The organism is Microbacterium sp. NPDC057659 (genome assembly GCF_042799915.1).
In the GTDB taxonomy this organism is placed as follows: Bacteria; Actinomycetota; Actinomycetes; order Actinomycetales; family Microbacteriaceae; genus Microbacterium.
In genome coordinates this window covers 1371294-1387545 of sequence record NZ_JBHVHU010000001.1, presented here as the reverse complement: position 1 = coordinate 1387545, position 16252 = coordinate 1371294, and the positions used below count along the sequence as shown (strand labels likewise).

Genomic DNA, 16252 nt, shown 5'->3' with positions numbered 1-16252 from the left:
CGTCGGGGGATCAGCCCCAGGCGAGGGGGAGCAGATGCTCGGAGCTGAGCGGCGCCAGCAGCAGCGAGTCCTGCTCGGCCGCGGTGATCCAGCGCAGCTCGGCGAGCTCGGCCTGCACGACGACGTCCTCGGGCTCGGCGCTCATGGCGAACGCGGTCGCGACGACGCGGTGTCCCGGCTCGTTCGCGGCAGCCGACACGAACGTGCCGAGCGGCCGCAGCTGGTCCTGGAAGACGACGAGACCGAGCTCTTCGCGCAGCTCCCGCACCAGCGTCTCGGCGGCGGTCTCTCCGGCCTCGGGCTTGCCGCCAGGCTGCATGAAGCGCTCGGTGCCGGTCTTGCGCACCAGCAGGGCGCGCCCTTCGCTGTCGGTGATGACGGCCGCGCTCACGTGGATGTCAGTCATGGGGAGCGAACACCTTTCCTGGGTTGAGAATGCCCTGCGGGTCGAAGACGCGGACGATCTGCCTCTGCAGCTCCCACTGGTCGTCTCCGAGCTCCTCGGCCAGCCAGCGGGCCTTCAGCGTGCCGATGCCGTGTTCGCCGGTCAGCGTGCCGCCCAGACGCAGCGCGGCGCGGAACAGCTCGCCCGCGGCGTCCCAGATGCGAGGCGGCACCTCGTCGCCGTCGACGATGAAGTTCGGATGCAGGTTGCCATCGCCCGCATGGGCCACGGTGGGGATGCGGATTCCGAATGCCTGCTCGATGCGGGCGATCTCGTCGAACATCTCGGGCATCGCGCTGCGCGGAACCGAGACGTCCTCGATCAGCGTGGTGCCCAGGCTCGCCATCGCCGCGTGCATCGAACGGCGGATCGCGAGCAGCCGGTCGCCCTCCTCGGCGTCTGCGCTCCAGCTCACGCCGCCGCCGGCGCTGCGGAGCACTTCTGCGATCCGTTCGGCCTCGGCCCGGGCGGCGGGTCCGTCGGTGCGGATCGTCAGCTGCGCGGCGCCGGGCAGCGGTGCGGGGAGGGCGAGCAGGGCATGCACGGCCTCGAGGCTCGCGGCATCCATCAGTTCCATGATCGCCGGCTGCACACCGGCGGCGGTCACCGCGGCCGAGGCCGAGGCTGCGGAACGCACGTCCGGGAAGGTCGCCGCGAGTGTGCAGACCTCGCCCTCGACGCGCCTGCGCAGTCGCAGGGTGGCGCCGACGATCACGCCGAGGGTGCCCTCGGAGCCGATCACCAGCGAGGTGAGGTCGAGGCCCGTGACGCCCTTGACGGAGCGGTGGCCGAGGTTCAGCAGGCGTCCGTCGGCCAGCACCAGGTCGATGCCGAGGACGGCATCGCGTACGACGCCGTACTTGGCGCACAGCAGGCCACCCGCGCCGGTGGCGATGTTGCCGCCGACAGTGGAGATCTCCCGGCTGGCGGGGTCAGGCGCCCACCACAGGCCGTACCGGTCGAGCTCGGCGTTCAGATCGGCGTTCAGGATGCCGGGCTCCACGACCGCCAGCAGGTCGTCGGGGCGCACGTCGAGGATGCGCGTCATCCGGGACGTGGAGAGCACGATCTCGCCGGTGCCGGCATTCGCCGCACCGGCGAGGCCTGTGCCGGCGCCGCGGACGACCACGTGCGTGCCGGTCGCGGAGGCGATGCGCAGCGTCTGCTGCACGTGCTCGACGGTCTCGGCGTGCACGATGGCGAGCGGCGTGCCCTCGGCGGCATGGCCGGAGCGGTCGGAGCGGGCGGCCTCGAGTGCGGCGGGATCGGTGTCGACCAGTCCGCCCAGCGCCTCCAGGAGCAGCTCCAGGGGCGTCATGACAGAGAGCGGCGCCCCGCGATCAGGCCTGCGCCGACGGCGACCACGGCGAAGGCGATGCCCGCCCATCCCTGGCCCATCGCCCACCAGGCGAGCGTCACGCCGACGTAGATCAGCAGTTCGACGATCGCTCGCAGGAACGGATGCAGCCGCAGCACGGGCTTCGGCGAGAGGAACAGCGCCCACACCAGCAGCACGACCACGGGCAGGACGATGCCGAACACGATGTTGATCGGCACCGGCCAGGACACGAAGCCCCACAGCCCGAGCGAGAACAGGGCGACAACGAGCACGATGGCGCGGACGACGTCGAGGGGAGTGAAGCTCGGGCGGTTCACGCCCGGAACGGCGGCGGAGTCCTGGGGCATGCCTCAAGTCTATGCGTCGTCACTGTTCGTTCTCGTCGGTGCGTCGTCCCGACGGGACCGAGGGCTCAGGGCGCGGCAGGGGCGTCGACGGCGGGCGCCTGCTCCGCAGCGATATCGGGCTCGGCGGGCGCCTGCGCAGCCGGCCGAGAGGCATCGTCCGTCGGTGCTGCCGCAGCCGGTGCCGGTGCGGGTGCGGGTGCGGGGGCAGGTGCTGCCGCGGCCGGTGCCGAAGCAGGCAGAGCCGCAGGCGCTTCCTCGATCGGCGCGATGGGTGTCGCCGTCGCCTCCGTCGGCGCAGTCGGTGGCACGGGAGGCGCCGGCACCGAGGCTCCCGCTGCGGGGGCGGCGGTCTCGAGCACCTTGGCCGTCTCTGCCGTGGCGTCCGTTGCGGCCGGTGCAGCGACAGGGGCGTCGGTCGGGATGACTCCCGGCGACAGGCGGCTGGACGACCACTCACCGGGCACCCCGGCGACCAGATACCGCAGGTCGAGACTCACTCCGGCCAGCGCCTGCCGCAGATTCGGCCGGAGGTCGACCGTCCCGTTGCCCTGCGCGTCGAGCGTGATCTCGTCTCCACCGCGCTGTTTGCCGTCCATCCAGGCCTGGACGACCGCGTTCGGCGTGCCGGTGATCGCAACGCTGTAGTGGATCTTCGTCCCCTCGTACCAGACCGAGACATCACCGCGGACGATGGGGGCCGGGTCGGTGGTTCCAGGATCGGTTCCGGGGTCTGTTCCAGGATCGGTGCCGGGGTCTGTTCCAGGATCGGTGCCGGGGTCTGTTCCAGGATCGGTGCCGGGGTCTGTTCCAGGATCGGTGCCGGGGTCGGTGCCGGGGTCTGTGCCCGGGTCTGTTCCGGGGTTTGTGCCGGGGTCGGTTCCGGGATCCGTTCCCGGCTTAGGCCCGGGATGGGTGGGGCCGACCGGCGGAGCGGGTTCCGCGGGCGCGGCCGGCGGCGTCGGCGCGGGAGCAGAAGACGCATCCGGGGACGGAGCGGTCGGAGCGTCGACATCCTGCGCGGGCGGCTCGACCGGCTGTGCCTGGTCCTCGACCTCGATGACGACGGGCTGCTGGTCGAGCACCGACCTGTCTGGGGCGACCTCCGACGAGATGGACGACGGATCGTTGTCGCCGGCCGAGGGCTGCGAGGTCGCGGGGGAGCCGTTCAGCATGCCGGGGACGACAGCGACCGCGGCGACGACCCCGGCGACGATCAGCGCCGCGGAGCCCGCACCGACGAGCGCACCGATGCCGGTGAGCGATCCGCCGGACGCTGAGGAACCGGCTGCTCCGCCGGCCTGACCGGAGCCGGCGACGGCTGTGCCTGCACCGGCCGCTGTGCCACCGGCGACGACCGCTCCCTCGACGACGCCGGAGGGCATCGCGGCGAGCGCCACGATCGGGGTTCCGCCACCCTGCAGCGAGGCGAGGTAGCCGCCTGCACCGGCGATGCCGAGCACGAGCGGGAGCAGCACGAGGGCCAGTCGGCTCGACACGTCCTTCGCCTCGGCGGCGACGATCATGCAGCGTGCGCAGTCGTCCAGATGCGCCTCGAGGCGCTTGCGGTCGCGCACTCCGAGGTTTCCGCGAGAGTAGGCGCCGAGGTGCTCGATCGTCCACTGGCAGTCCGAACCGGGCTCGGCGCTGCGCAGATGCGCCTGGATCCAGGCCTCGCGCAGACCCTCACGGGCGCGGAACGCGAGCTGCGAGACGGCGCCGGCCTTCATGCCGAGCAGCGGGGCGATCTCTCCCGGCTTCATCTGCTCGATCTCGGAGTACCACAGCACCTCCTGCCAGCGCGAGGGGAGGCTGCGGAACGCCTGCGCGGTGAGACCCCGGTCGAGCGCCTCCTCGGCGGCCTGGTCGGTGCTGGCAGGGTCGACGACGGTGTCGAGCTCGTCGATCGCCGTCTCGCGACGGGAACGCCCCCAGGCCGCGGCGGTGTTGCGGATGCTCGTGAAGAGGTAGGCGCGGAATGAGCCGTTCGGCCCGCCGCCCTTGAGGATCGCCTGGTAGATGCGCGCGTAGGACTCCTGCACGAGGTCGTCGGCATCGATCGTGGACGTGATCGAGCGGGCGACCGCCATGCCGGAGGGGTAATGCCGACGCCAGAGTTCGCCGAACGCTTCGGCGTCACCCGAGCGGGTGCGGAGGACGAGGTCGGCATCTGCCGTCAGATCGTCAGTGGTGTCGTCGTGCACAGATCTTTCCAAGGCTGTCGGGCTTCCCGGTCCGCGGGAGCGGTCTCACAGGAAGAGACGCGTGAACTCCGGAATCGTCACGCGCCTCATCCATTCTGACCCCAACTCCGCGATTCGGAAAGCCCTGGGGAGAACTCCCGGGAACTGCTGATCGATCTCCCGGAAAAGTTTCTGCAGAACCCGCGTAATGAAACGCGTGGACCGTCGTCTCATCCATAGAGCATGTCGCACGTGCCACCGGGGGGCGGTGCGGACGGCAGCCGGTGCAGGGGTAATGCGCCGGTCGGTGGGCTCGGGGTCCTCGGGGGAGGAGCTCCCGGGCCCCACCGGCTCTCACTTTGGGGACCTGGCCCGAACAGGGACTGAGGCCGTCGCATCTGGGGTGCGACGGCCTGCTCCGTCTCCGGGGTCAGCGCGCGGTGCGCGCTCCGGTCCACACCCGCACGACCTGCAGGTCGGCATCCAGGAGCACCGCGTCGCCGAGCATCCCCGGGCGCAGCGCGCCGAGCTCCTCGTCGAAGCCGATGGCCGCTGCCGGAGTCTCGGTGAGCGCGCGCACCGCCTCGGAGAGCGTCGCACCCGCCGCGACGGCGTTGCGCAGCGCAGCATCCTGCGTCAGTGTCGAGCCGGCGATCGAGCCGGAGTCCACGCGCGCGACGCCGTCGAGCACGGTGACGTGCAGCCCTCCGAGCGAGTACTCGCCGTCGACGGAGCCTGCCGCGGCCATCGAGTCGGTGATCAGCGCGACTCTGCCCGGCGCCTCGTCGAAGATCAGCTTCGTCACGCTCGGGTGCAGATGGATGTTGTCGACGATGGCCTCGATCGTCACACGGTGGTCTGCCGCCGCCGTCAGCACCGGACCCGGTTCGCGGTGGTGGATCGGACGCATCGCGTTGAAGGCGTGGGTGAGGATCGACGCACCGGCGTCGATCGCCGCCCGCACGGTGTCGTCGTCGGCATCGGTGTGGCCGATCGCGGCGGCCGCTCCACTCGCGACCACGACGCGCACCGCGTCGAGCCCGCCGGGCAGCTCCGGTGCGATCGTCATCTGCCGCACGGTGCCGCGGCCCGCGTCGAGCAGTCGCTGCACATCGCCGGCGGTCGGCTCGCGCAGCAGCTCGGGGTCGTGCGCGCCCTTGTGGCCGGGGTCCAGGAACGGCCCCTCCAGATGGCTGCCGAGGATGTCGGCGTCCGTCTCGCGCAGGTCGGCGATCTCGCCCACCCGAGCCGCGAGCGAGTCGAGAGATCCGGTCACCAGCGAGATGACGGCACGGGTGGTGCCATGCGAGCGGTGCATGTCGCGGCCGGTGCGGATGGCGGCGATGCCGTCGTCGAACGTCGCGCCGGCGCCGCCGTGGCCGTGGATGTCGATGAACCCCGGCGTGAGGATCGCACCGGGGCCGGCGACCTCGCTCGCGTCGACGATCCTCTCGGCGTCGGGCCGGTCCGAGCCGATGCCCAGCTCGGCGACCAGGCCGTCCTCGATGAGCACCCAGGCGTCATCGGCGATGAGGCCGTCGTTCACCAGCCGCGCGGAGTGGATCAGCAGCGAACCCTGTGCGGAGCTCTCGGTCATGCCCATGCGATCTCCTCCGAACGGGTGAACTCGATACCCGAAGCCTCCCACGCGGGGGCGAGGCCCGCGACCCTGGTGCGGAACGACTCCCAGGTGCGCTCCGTGCCCTCCTTCGGCGACCAGGCGGTCTCTGCGTGCGCGGCGATGCGCGGGAACACCAGAGTGTCGGCGGCGGCGATGGTGGTCACGGTCTCGGTCCACAGCGGGGCCTCGACGCCGAGGATCGCGTCGTCGGCCAGTCCGGGCACGACCGCGGTCGGCTCCCACTCGTACGCGGTCCGCACCGGCACGATGCCCGCCCAGACCAGCCCCAGCGGGAAGTCCGGTGTCGGCTTCATGTCGAGGTAGGTGCGGTCCGAGGGCGACATGATCAGTGCGCCGCCGCGCTCCACGAAGTGGGTGGCCTCCGCTGCATGCGATCCCTTCGGCTCGACGCTGCCCCAGTACTGACCGATCGTCCCCTCCGCGATGCCGGCGACGGCGCCGGCCTCGTGCCAGGCGACGGGAGTCTTGCCGGTGTCGGCCGCGATGCGGCTGACGCGCTCGAAGAACAGGGCGAAGTCGGCCGCGGGCGTGCCGAGGCACTCGTCGCCGCCGATGTGCAGGTACGGGCCGGGGGTGATCTCGGCGACCTCGCGCAGCACGTCGGTGATGAAGTCGTAGGTGCGCTCCTCGTGGATGCGCACCGAGGAGTGCCCCACCGCGGCACCGCGGTAGAACTCGCCGTGCACCGGCAGCGGAATGCCGAGCGCCGCCTGTTCGGCGATGGACTGCTCGCTGAGCCAGGGCTCCTCGACCAGATCGGGGTAGGCGATGCCCACCGCGTGCGTGTGCCCCGGCAGGTCGATCTCGGGCACCACCGTCACGTGCCGGTCAGCGGCGTAGGCGAGGATCTCGCGGTACTGGTCCTTCGTGAAGAAACCGCCGGTGCCGCCGGTGGTGTCGCTGCCGGACGCGCGCTCGGTGAGCAGCGGCCAGGCGTCGATCTCGAGGCGCCAGCCCTGGTCGTCGGTCAGGTGAAGGTGCAGGTGGTTGTACTTCAGGTCCACTGCACGGTCGATGTAGGACTTCACGTCCTCCACCCCGAAGAAGTGGCGTGCGACATCGAGCATCACGCCGCGGTAGGCGAAGCGCGGGGCGTCCTCGATGCGCACCCGCGGCACCGCCCACCCGGCATCCGACTCGTGCAGCAGCTGCAGCAGGGTGCGAGTGCCGTAGAAGAGGCCGGCCGCATCGGCGCCCGTGACGCGGATGCTGCTCCCCAGCGAATCGAGGATGTAGGCCTCGGCCCCGCCCGCGGAGGGATCCAGGGACAGCACGATCTCGGCGTCCGTTCCCTCGCCGACCACCTGCGAACGGATGCCGGTGCGCGTGACGACGCCGTCGCGCAGCTGCCCGGCGATGACGGAGTCGCCGGCGATGCGTGCGGATGCCAGGGGGAAGACGCCCTCCTCTCTGCGGACGTCTGAGGGGTACGGGACGAGCGGCAGGGAATCAGGAAGGGCCATGAACAAAATCTATCCTGACGGCGCGTCGCAGGGGGAGCCCCAGGCGGTGCGTATTCCACGGAATTCCGACATCCTCCGACGCGCCCATCCGGTAGGCTCTTCCTCGTCGCGACTGGCGTCTGGGTGGGTCACCACCGGGGAGCGACTTCTCATGGGAATCGACCGCGCGCCTGGGCCGATGCGAAACCATCCCCTTTTCCCGTGAGAAAGCAGGAATACGCCATGACCGACCGCTTCTTCAACGCGCCTCTCTCGGAGGTCGACCCCGAGATCGCCCAGGTCCTCGACCGTGAGCTGAAGCGCCAGCAGACCTACCTCGAGATGATCGCGTCCGAGAACTTCGTGCCGGTCTCCGTGCTGCAGTCGCAGGGCTCGGTGCTGACCAACAAGTACGCCGAGGGTTACCCCGGTCGTCGCTACTACGGCGGCTGCGAAGAGGTCGACGTCGCCGAGGAGCTGGCGATCGCCCGCGCCAAGGAGCTGTTCGGCGCCGAGTTCGCCAACGTCCAGCCGCACTCCGGCGCCACCGCGAACGCCGCCGTGCTGCACGCGATCGCCCGCCCCGGCGACACCCTGCTGGGCCTCTCTCTCGACCAGGGCGGGCACCTCACCCACGGCATGAAGATCAACTTCTCGGGCCGTCTCTACGACATCGTCGCCTACGGCGTGAACCCCGAGACCTCGACCATCGACATGGACGAGGTGCGCCGCCTGGCCATCGAGCACAAGCCGAAGGTCATCATCGCCGGCTGGTCGGCGTACCCGCGCACTCTCGACTTCGCCGCGTTCCGTGCGATCGCCGACGAAGTGGGTGCTCTGCTCTGGGTCGACATGGCGCACTTCGCCGGTCTCGTCGCCGCGGGCCTGCACCCGAACCCCGTGCCGCACGCCCACGTCGTATCGTCGACCGTGCACAAGACCATCGGCGGCCCGCGCTCCGGCTTCATCCTCACCAATGACGCCGACATCGCGAAGAAGATCAACTCGGCCGTGTTCCCCGGCCAGCAGGGCGGACCGCTCATGCACGTGATCGCCGCGAAGGCGACGGCGTTCAAGATCGCCGGCACGCCGGAGTTCAAGGAGCGTCAGGAGCGCGTGCTGCGCGGCGCCGCGATCATCGCCGACCGCCTCTCGCAGCAGGACGTGAAGGATGCCGGCATCGCCGTGCGCTCCGGCGGCACCGACGTGCACCTGGTGCTGGTCGACCTGCGCGACGCCGAGATCGACGGCAAGCAGGCCGAGGACCTGCTGCACGACATCCACATCACCGTGAACCGCAACGCGGTGCCGAACGACCCGCGCCCGCCGATGGTGACCTCCGGCCTGCGCATCGGCACCCCGGCGCTCGCGACCCGCGGATTCGGCGACGCCGAGTTCACCGAGGTCGCCGATGTGATCGCGCTCGCGCTGCAGCCCGGTGCCGACGTGGACGCCCTGCGCGCCCGCATCGACGCGCTCGCCGCAGCCTTCCCGCTGTACCCCGACCTGCAGCAGTAAGACCTCTCGCATACGTAGCGGACGCCCTTCGTCTCGCTCCGCTCGCTCAGGAGCCGGCCGTCAACCGGCTCCTGAGCGAGGAGCGAAGCGACGAGACGAAGGACGCCCACCGGGAAAGGACGCACCATGACCGCGAAGATCCTCGACGGCAAGGCCGCATCGGCGGCGATCAAGAACGAGCTGGCGGAGCGGGTGGCGGCGCTGCGCGAGCGCGGCGTCGTTCCGGGCATCGCTACCGTGCTGGTGGGCGCCGATCCGGCATCCCAGCTGTACGTCGGGATGAAGCACCGGCAGTCCGAGGCGATCGGCATGAACTCGATCCAGCGCGAGCTGCCGGCGGACGCCACGCAGGAGCAGGTCGAGGCACTGATCGACGACCTCAACGCCGACCCCGCCTGCCACGGCTACATCGTGCAGCTGCCGCTGCCGAAGCACCTCGACACCGACGCGATCCTGGAGCGGATCGACCCGGCCAAGGACGCCGACGGCCTGCACCCGACCAACCTCGGGCGCCTGGTGCTGAACGTCAACGGGCCGATCCACACTCCGCTGCCGTGCACGCCCCGCGGCGTGATCGAACTGCTGCTGCGCAACGACTACGACCTGAACGGCAAGCACGTCGTCGTCGTCGGCCGCGGCGTCACCATCGGCCGCCCGATGGGGCTGTTGCTGACGCGCCGCGTCATCAACGCGACCGTCACGCAGGTGCACACGGGCACCCCCGACATGTCGCCGTACCTCCGCATGGCCGACGTGATCGTCGCAGGCGCAGGGGTGAAGCACCTCATCAGGGCCGAGGACGTCAAGCCCGGCGCCGCCGTGCTCGACGTGGGCGTCACACGCGAGACGGATGCCGAGACCGGGAAGTCCAAGGTCTACGGCGACGTGCATCCGGATGTCGCCGGCGTCGCCGGCTTCATCTCGCCGAACCCCGGCGGCGTCGGCCCGATGACCGTCGCGCTGCTCATGACGAACGTCGTCGAGGCGGCGGAGCGGGCAGCCGCCGAGGGCTGAGCGCCTCGTATGCGTGTGCGGACGGGGCCCGCACCGCTAGGCTGACCCCGAATCACGCCGTTCGCGTCGGGGGGAGCCGTCATGGAGGTCGTCCTTTTCATCGCCCAGCTGCTGGTCGTGCTGGGATGCATCGTGATGGGCACCCGCTCCAGCGGTGTGGGTCTGGGCCTGTGGGGCGGCGCGGGCGTCGCGATCCTGGTGTTCGGGTTCCGGCTCGTGCCCGGCTCGCCGCCCGTCGACGCGCTGCTCATCGTGCTCGCGGTCGTCGTGGCCGCGTCGATGATGCAGGTCGCCGGCGGCATCGACTGGATGGTCTCGGTCGCAGCCAAGCTCATCGCCCGCAACCCGAAGCAGATCACGCTGGTCGCCCCGCTGGTGTCGTTCCTGTTCTCGGTCGGCGCAGGCACCTCGAACATCCTCTATCCGCTGCTGCCCGTCATCCAGGACCTGTCCTACCGCAACGGCATCCGCCCGTCGCGTCCGCTGTCGCTCTCGGTCGTCGCGACCGGCGTCGCGCTCGCCTGCAGCCCCGTCTCGGCGGCGATGGCGGCGATGGTCACGCTGACGGATGTCGCGCCCTACGACTTCGAGCTCATCGACATCCTCAAGGTGACGATCCCCGCAGCCGTCGTCGGCATCGTGCTCTCGTCTCTGGTCGTGAACAGGCTCGGCAAGGACCTCGCGGACGACCCCGAGGTGCAGGCGAAGATCGCCGCAGGCACACTCGCCCCGCCGAGCGGAGACGCAGCAGAGGTCAAGGCGCAGGTCACCGTGACCAAGGCCGGCCGGAACGCCGCGATCATCTTCCTGACCGGTGTGCTGGTGATCGTCGTCTTCGGTCTGTTCAAGGGACTCCGCCCGGTCGACGCGGACGGTGCGCCGATCGGCATGACCCCCATCATCGAGATCGTCATGCTGCTCGCCGGTACCGTCATCCTGCTGGTGTCACGGCCCAAGGTCGCCGAGGTGCCGATGGCCACGGTGTTCCGGGCCGGCATGGTCTCGGCGATCGCGCTGTTCGGTCTGGCCTGGCTGACCGACACCTTCCTCACTGCGCACGCGGAGCTGATCGCCGACACGGTCGGCGGACTCGTCGCCGCAGCCCCGTGGGTCTTCGCGCTCGGCGTCTTCCTGGTCTGCGTGCTCACCACCAGCCAGTCCACTGCGACGCGCACCATCGTGCCGATCGGCCTGGCCGCAGGCATCCCGCTCGGCGTGCTGTCGGGTATGTGGGCCGGCGCCTTCGCGGGCATCTACGTGCTGCCGACGAACGGCTCGCAGATCGCGGCGGCGAACTTCGACACTTCGGGCACGACCAAGCTCGGCACCAAGCTCGTCGACCACTCGTTCTTCCTGCCGTCGCTCATCCTCGCGGTGACGACGATCGCGGCCGGTTCTCTGTTCGGGCTGCTCTGGGGCGGGTGAACGCCTCGGGTCACGCGTCGCGGTAGAGGTCCCACGCCCGCCGGCAGGATGTCGCGACGGCGTCGACGTGAGCGGGGTCCTCTGCGATCCACTCCGTGCCGGGCCGGTGCAGTTCGCCGACGGCCGCGTCGCCGAGCAGGTACTCGCGCAGGAACTCGGCCTGCACGGCGTCGAGCTCGAGACCCGCGGCGCGGGCCTGCTCGCCCACCTCGCGGAAGCGGGCGCCGGCGGCGAGGATCTCCTGGCTGCCGAGGTAGGGCTTGTTCAGGGCGACATCGGCAGGGTCGGCCACCCCGAACCCCGCGCGGTGCGCCTCCGCCAGCCGGCGCAGGCGCGCGGGGTCCATCGTGGGCGGGTCGTCGGGGGTGCGCTCCTCGCCGCGGCCGTCGCCGCGGTTCGAGAGCGCCACGACCTGCGGCAGCCGATCCTTCTCGTCGCGCGCGACGTTCACCGCGCCGTCCCGCGTTGTCGTGGTGTTCATGGTGTCGTGGAACGACAGCCGTGTGAAGCGCCCGCCGCCTTCGAGGCCGCGGGCGAGGAACCGTTCGGTGAGGTCGTCGCGGATGCGCTCGTAGACGCCGAGACCGCGCTCGGCGACCTCGACGAAGGTGCCGACCAGACGATGCAGCTCGGCCTCGGTGCTCGGCACCTCGAGGATCGGGAAGAACGAGAACGTCACAGGGCGGATCGCGTCGACGCCGGTCAGGTCCACGCGCTGCCAGGCGCCGGCCTCCGCGGTGCGGGCGATGGCCGCGGACAGGTCGGCTGCGACGTCGGCGGGCTTCGCGCGGTTCGGGTCGCGCACCAGGCGCGGATGCGGGTTGAGCACGGCCACCACACGGGGATCCTGCGAAGCCCAGCGCCGGACGATCGCATCGGTCGCGACATCCGTGAAGTCGTACTGCAGCCGACGGGTGAGAGCGGGGGAGAGGAACTCGGCGATCTCCTCGGGGATCGCCGCCCCCGCGTGCGGGGCGCTGATGAGCAGATCGGCGTCGCGGATCGCCTCGTCGAGCGAGCGGTTCTCGCGATCGGCGTAGACGACGATGTCGTCCTCGGTGAACGTCCGGCCGGCGGGGATGAGATCCAGAGTGCTCATGGCGTCACTCTACGACCAGCGGGCGCGGGCTGTCAGGCGGACGGCGCCGTGGGAGGGAACGCTCGCTCGACGGCGTCGAGCACGGCGTCGTACACGGCGTCCCAATCATCCACCTCGGGCGCGACGGCGGCGAGCTCGAGGCTGACCGCACCGTGCACCTGCGCCCACACGGTCATCGCGGCAGGCATCACCTGCGCTTCGGGGACCCGCAGGGCGAGCGTGCGAACCAGGGGGGCCATCGCGCCGGCGGTGGCGTCCTTGTCGGTGTCGCAGTCCGCTGCGGCGGTGATCGCTCCGCCGAACATCAGCCGGTACAGCGCGGGATTCGCCTTCGCCCAGGAGCGATAGGCCCGCCCGAGAGCGCGGAGTCCGGAGGACTCGCTCTCCGCCTGGGCGATGCCGAACGACGTGAAGCCGTGATCGATCACCGCGACGAGCAGCTGCGTCTTGCCGCCGAACAGGGCGTAGACGGCCGAGGTCGAGGTGTCGGCCGCCTGTGCGATCTCGCGCAGGCTGATGCGCTCGGGGCCCTTCGCGTCGACCATGTCGGCGGTGACGTCGAGCAGGCGGTCACGGAGCTCCGCGGTGTGCGCGATCGGTCTTGCCATGGACGACATCCTATCGTAACGTTGTTGCATAACAGCGTTACACAACTTGTGGAAGAGGAGAGATCATGGCTCAGCACGTGTACCCCGGACGATTCACCGCGGCGCCGGATCGCACCGACATCACAGTGTTCCTCATCGGCATGCGCGCCAACCGCTGGTGGCAGGTCGGGAGGGTCGGGTGGACGGCGAGCAGGATGGCGCCCATGCTGCGTCATCTCGCCACGCATCCCGATGCCGGCATGCTCGGTGCGCACAGCTGGTTCGGGCGGACCACCCTGCTGCTGTCGTATTGGGAGAGCCCGGAGCACCTGCAGCGTTTCGCCGCAGACCGCGATGCACCGCACCTGCAGCCCTGGCGCGACTTCATGCGCACTCTGCAGGGCACGGGAAGCGTGGGCGTCTGGCACGAGACCTACCAGGTTCCCGTCGCCGACCTCGAGGCCGTCTACGTCGACATGCCGGCGTTCGGCCTCGCGGCAGCGACGGCGCACGTGCCGGTCGGACCCGGGATGAAGACCGCGCGTCAACGACTGGGACGGGCGTCCGGTGAGGGCGGCGTGGCGGCCGCCGGGCTCAGAGGTCCTCGAGCATCCGGCGCTGCTCAGGGGTGAGCCCGTCGTCGAGCTCCGCCCGGCCGGCCTTCGTGGCGGGCGAGTCCGGCGCCGTCGGCGCTGCGGGGGCGGACTTGCCGGTGATCTTCGCCGAGGTGGCGTCGTAGACCTCGCCGGCCTTCGCCCGAAGACGGTCGTCGAAGCGGTCGTAGATGACCCAGCCGATCAGCAGCACGACCGGCGGCAGCACCCAGCCCCAGAAGAATCCGCGCACGGACACGCCGCTGAGCAGGACGGTCGCCACCCAGACGATCAGCTCGACGAGGAAGACGATCGCATACTGCACGAGCTTCTCGCCGAAGCCGGACCGTTCATCGGCGGACTTCGCGGCAGAGGAGCGGAAGCGCCTGAGCAGCCAGGGCTTCAGCGCGAGGGCCGCGACGGTGAGGATGACGGACGCCCAGAGCGCGTTCCAGCCGACCTGCACCGACGGCAGCACCAGGCCGAGCACGAGCAGCACGGCGACGTTGAACACGTAGAGCGCCGCGAAGCGGACGATGGCGTTTCGCATGCGCCCAGCTTCGCACACAGGACCCCGCGGAGGGAGCGGTTCAGGCCGCGACGAGGGAGCTCTCGATCCCGGCGATGCGTGCGCGCTCGTCGAAGCGGAACGTCGCAGAGCCCGTGGCATCCGTCACGGTCGCGCCGGTGAACGCGTCATCGGTCCACTGCAGGTTCCAGGCGGCGAGCCGCGCGAGATCCCACACCGAGGTGCGCGGGTCGGGCAGCTCAGTCGACGCGAGGATGCGGGGGAGTGCGATGACTGCGTCGGCGACCGTGAGCGGGCCGAGCACCCCGTCGAGCACGAAGACCACGCGCGTGCCGGCACCGGCATCCGCGGCGAAGTAGGGAGCGCGACCGGTGAGCTCGCCCGCCACGCCGCCCACGACGTGCGCGGCGTCGATCACCCAGGCGTCGACGTCGGCGATGCCCTCGGGGAACGGCGTCTCGCCCTCGGCGAGCGCGGGCAGGCCGTACTGCGAGCCGTAGTCGCGCAGCTTCACGGCGATGCCGTCCGGCGCGCCCATCGGGTGCGCCCAGCCCCACAGCACCGACCGGGCCTCGGGCGCGACCGAGGCGATGAGGTGCGCGGTCGCGGCGATGCGGCGCGACGGATCGGCGACCGAGGTGAAGGTGATCGTCCCCGCATTCAGGTCGGCGTCCCACCGGTGCTCGCCGAGAGCGTCGACGGCCATCACGAACTGGTCCTGGCGGAGTGCGGAGAAGAGTGCCGCCCGGGCGGCGAGCGGGCGCAGGGCATCGAAGGTCATGCACTCAGTGTGCGCCTGGACGCTATGAATCGCACCCTGTGCGCCTTTGAACGTGCCCGGTACCCGCTATGAATGCGGCGCGATCGCGCCATCGGCGCGTCCCATCCGCCAGACGCTCGGCACCGCGAGGGCCGAGAGCGCGATCACCGCGTACAGGATGCCGGAGGTCACGAGCACCGTCGCCGGGTCGGCGCGTGTGATCAGCCAGCCGTAGATCAGCGTCCCGACGGGCATGACCACGAAACTGCCGAGCATGTCGTAGCTGGACACCCGGGAGAGCTTGTCGCCGGGGATGTTCTCCATCATCGCGACGCTCCAGCCGGTGCTGAAGATCTCGCCGCCGGCGCCGGCGAGGAACGCAGCGATCGCGAGCAGCACGACGACGGGATGCACCCCGAGCACGGTGAGCGGGATGGCGAAGACCGCCATGCCGACCATGCCGAGCCGCAGCGGCCGGCGCAGCGGGAACCGCATCAGGATCAGTGTCATCAGGAGCACGCCGAGCCCCTCGGCGCTGACCACCCAGCCCCAGCCGGAGATTCCGAGGCGGTCGTCGTTCTTCGCGATGTACGGCCCGACGACGCCCCATGCCCCCACGTGGATCGCATTCATGATCATGAACGCGAGCACGATGGTCCACAGCCAGGAGCGGCTCCAGAACTCGGTCCAGCCCGTGCGCAGATCGGCGAACAGGGAGAACTCGCCGGAGCCGGACGGCGGCGGCAGCTTCACCATCGCGAGGATCGGGATCGCGGCGAGCCACCCGACGACCTGCACGACCATCGCCCAGGCCGGCCCGACCGTCGCGACCAGCACACCGGCGATCACCGGGCCGCCGATGGTCACCGCCGAGCGCACGAACGACAGCATCGCGTTGGCCTGCTGCAGGTGCGCCGGCGTGGTCAGCCGCGGGATGAGCCCCTGCATCGCGGGCAGCACGAAGGCGGTCGATGCGCCGTTGACCGCAGCCAGGGCGACCATCGCGGGGATGCTCGCGGTGCCGGTGAACAGGAGCACCGCGACCGTGCCGATCGAGAGGATGTCCAGCACGTAGCAGACCTGGATCACCAGGGCTCGCGGCAGGCGGTCGGCGACCACTCCGCCGAACAACACGAACACGATGTTGGCGATCGTGAAAGCGGCGAGCACGTAGGAGAGGCTCTCCGGGTGGTTGTCGATGGCGAGCACCGCGAACGCGAGCGCGATCGACGACATCGATCCGGTGATCAGCGTGATCGCGCGGGCGAGGAAGAACCAGCGGAAGTTGCGGTCGCCCAGCGCCGCGAGGCCGCGGCTCATCGGGCGGGTCTC

15 protein-coding genes are annotated in these 16252 nt (G+C 70.6%); 4 read left to right on the top strand and 11 right to left on the bottom strand.

What is annotated here, in order from left to right:
• Positions 1-10: 10 nt before the first annotated feature.
• From ACFVAE_RS06610 to ACFVAE_RS06585, 6 genes are all read right to left on the bottom strand, one after another.
• Complete coding sequence (locus ACFVAE_RS06610; protein WP_378889393.1) at positions 11-406, bottom strand: NUDIX domain-containing protein; 396 nt, start codon at positions 404-406, stop codon at positions 11-13.
• The gene (locus ACFVAE_RS06605) at positions 399-1763 is read right to left on the bottom strand and encodes an FAD-binding oxidoreductase (RefSeq protein ID WP_378889390.1); all 1365 of its coding nucleotides are present in this window, start codon (positions 1761-1763) and stop codon (positions 399-401) included. The genes ACFVAE_RS06610 and ACFVAE_RS06605 overlap by 8 nt, the downstream gene beginning before the upstream one ends.
• A complete protein-coding gene (locus ACFVAE_RS06600; protein ID WP_378889387.1) occupies positions 1760-2131 on the bottom strand; it encodes a DUF2568 domain-containing protein in 372 nt (123 codons plus the stop codon). The genes ACFVAE_RS06605 and ACFVAE_RS06600 overlap by 4 nt, the downstream gene beginning before the upstream one ends.
• A gap of 65 nt (positions 2132-2196) precedes the next feature.
• Entirely contained in the window at positions 2197-4332 is a 2136-nt protein-coding gene (locus ACFVAE_RS06595) for a sigma-70 family RNA polymerase sigma factor (protein ID WP_378889384.1), read from the bottom strand.
• Positions 4333-4741: 409 nt separating this feature from the next.
• Positions 4742-5908 (bottom strand): N-acetylglucosamine-6-phosphate deacetylase, encoded by a 1167-nt coding sequence (nagA, locus tag ACFVAE_RS06590; protein WP_378889381.1) that lies wholly within the window; start codon positions 5906-5908, stop codon positions 4742-4744.
• Complete coding sequence (locus tag ACFVAE_RS06585; protein ID WP_378889379.1) at positions 5905-7416, bottom strand: family 20 glycosylhydrolase; 1512 nt, start codon at positions 7414-7416, stop codon at positions 5905-5907. The genes nagA and ACFVAE_RS06585 overlap by 4 nt, the downstream gene beginning before the upstream one ends.
• 222 nt (positions 7417-7638) lie before the next feature.
• Here ACFVAE_RS06585 and glyA point away from each other — a divergent pair, with 222 nt between their 5' ends.
• The 3 genes from glyA (at position 7639) to ACFVAE_RS06570 (ending at position 11352) form a co-directional block, all read left to right on the top strand.
• Positions 7639-8913 carry a serine hydroxymethyltransferase gene (gene glyA / locus ACFVAE_RS06580; RefSeq protein WP_378889376.1) on the top strand — a complete coding sequence of 425 codons (1275 nt, stop codon included), beginning with the start codon at positions 7639-7641 and terminating at the stop codon, positions 8911-8913.
• A gap of 126 nt (positions 8914-9039) precedes the next feature.
• Positions 9040-9927: a bifunctional methylenetetrahydrofolate dehydrogenase/methenyltetrahydrofolate cyclohydrolase gene (locus ACFVAE_RS06575; protein WP_378889374.1), complete on the top strand. Its 888-nt coding sequence runs from the start codon at positions 9040-9042 to the stop codon at positions 9925-9927.
• 81 nt (positions 9928-10008) lie between these two features.
• Positions 10009-11352, top strand: a complete 1344-nt coding sequence (locus tag ACFVAE_RS06570) for an anaerobic C4-dicarboxylate transporter (RefSeq protein WP_378889371.1) — start codon at positions 10009-10011, stop codon at positions 11350-11352.
• A gap of 10 nt (positions 11353-11362) precedes the next feature.
• On the opposite strand, the gene ACFVAE_RS06565 is transcribed toward ACFVAE_RS06570, so the two are convergent.
• Both ACFVAE_RS06565 and ACFVAE_RS06560 read right to left on the bottom strand, forming a co-directional pair.
• Positions 11363-12451: an N-formylglutamate amidohydrolase gene (locus ACFVAE_RS06565; RefSeq protein WP_378889368.1), complete on the bottom strand. Its 1089-nt coding sequence runs from the start codon at positions 12449-12451 to the stop codon at positions 11363-11365.
• Between the two features lie 32 nt (positions 12452-12483).
• Positions 12484-13059, bottom strand: a complete 576-nt coding sequence (locus ACFVAE_RS06560) for a TetR/AcrR family transcriptional regulator (protein ID WP_378889366.1) — start codon at positions 13057-13059, stop codon at positions 12484-12486.
• Between the two features lie 65 nt (positions 13060-13124).
• Here ACFVAE_RS06560 and ACFVAE_RS06555 point away from each other — a divergent pair, with 65 nt between their 5' ends.
• Positions 13125-13670 carry a DUF4188 domain-containing protein gene (locus tag ACFVAE_RS06555; RefSeq protein WP_378889363.1) on the top strand — a complete coding sequence of 182 codons (546 nt, stop codon included), beginning with the start codon at positions 13125-13127 and terminating at the stop codon, positions 13668-13670.
• Here ACFVAE_RS06555 and ACFVAE_RS06550 read toward each other — a convergent pair.
• The 3 genes from ACFVAE_RS06550 to ACFVAE_RS06540 form a co-directional block, all read right to left on the bottom strand.
• The gene (locus tag ACFVAE_RS06550; RefSeq protein ID WP_378889360.1) at positions 13633-14181 is read right to left on the bottom strand and encodes a hypothetical protein; all 549 of its coding nucleotides are present in this window, start codon (positions 14179-14181) and stop codon (positions 13633-13635) included. The genes ACFVAE_RS06555 and ACFVAE_RS06550 overlap by 38 nt on opposite strands.
• 40 nt (positions 14182-14221) lie before the next feature.
• Complete coding sequence (locus tag ACFVAE_RS06545) at positions 14222-14941, bottom strand: DUF6882 domain-containing protein (protein ID WP_378889357.1); 720 nt, start codon at positions 14939-14941, stop codon at positions 14222-14224.
• A 66-nt stretch (positions 14942-15007) separates the two neighbouring features.
• On the bottom strand, positions 15008-16240 hold the full coding sequence (locus tag ACFVAE_RS06540) for an MFS transporter (RefSeq protein WP_378889354.1): 1233 nt from the start codon (positions 16238-16240) through the stop codon (positions 15008-15010).
• Positions 16241-16252: the final 12 nt, after the last annotated feature.

Excerpts from the sequence above, each read along its gene's own strand:
- ACFVAE_RS06560 (WP_378889366.1), bottom strand. The coding sequence starts at position 13,059 with ATGGCAAGACCGATCGCGCACACCGCGGAGCTCCGTGACCGCCTGCTC.
- ACFVAE_RS06600 (WP_378889387.1), bottom strand. The coding sequence starts at position 2,131 with ATGCCCCAGGACTCCGCCGCCGTTCCGGGCGTGAACCGCCCGAGCTTC.
- ACFVAE_RS06585 (WP_378889379.1), bottom strand. The coding sequence starts at position 7,416 with ATGGCCCTTCCTGATTCCCTGCCGCTCGTCCCGTACCCCTCAGACGTC.
- ACFVAE_RS06555 (WP_378889363.1), top strand. The coding sequence starts at position 13,125 with ATGGCTCAGCACGTGTACCCCGGACGATTCACCGCGGCGCCGGATCGC.
- ACFVAE_RS06575 (WP_378889374.1), top strand. The coding sequence starts at position 9,040 with ATGACCGCGAAGATCCTCGACGGCAAGGCCGCATCGGCGGCGATCAAG.
- nagA (WP_378889381.1), bottom strand. The coding sequence starts at position 5,908 with ATGACCGAGAGCTCCGCACAGGGTTCGCTGCTGATCCACTCCGCGCGG.
- ACFVAE_RS06545 (WP_378889357.1), bottom strand. The coding sequence starts at position 14,941 with ATGACCTTCGATGCCCTGCGCCCGCTCGCCGCCCGGGCGGCACTCTTC.
- ACFVAE_RS06610 (WP_378889393.1), bottom strand. The coding sequence starts at position 406 with ATGACTGACATCCACGTGAGCGCGGCCGTCATCACCGACAGCGAAGGG.
- ACFVAE_RS06540 (WP_378889354.1), bottom strand. The coding sequence starts at position 16,240 with ATGAGCCGCGGCCTCGCGGCGCTGGGCGACCGCAACTTCCGCTGGTTC.
- ACFVAE_RS06570 (WP_378889371.1), top strand. The coding sequence starts at position 10,009 with ATGGAGGTCGTCCTTTTCATCGCCCAGCTGCTGGTCGTGCTGGGATGC.
- ACFVAE_RS06550 (WP_378889360.1), bottom strand. The coding sequence starts at position 14,181 with ATGCGAAACGCCATCGTCCGCTTCGCGGCGCTCTACGTGTTCAACGTC.
- ACFVAE_RS06565 (WP_378889368.1), bottom strand. The coding sequence starts at position 12,451 with ATGAGCACTCTGGATCTCATCCCCGCCGGCCGGACGTTCACCGAGGAC.
- glyA (WP_378889376.1), top strand. The coding sequence starts at position 7,639 with ATGACCGACCGCTTCTTCAACGCGCCTCTCTCGGAGGTCGACCCCGAG.
- ACFVAE_RS06605 (WP_378889390.1), bottom strand. The coding sequence starts at position 1,763 with ATGACGCCCCTGGAGCTGCTCCTGGAGGCGCTGGGCGGACTGGTCGAC.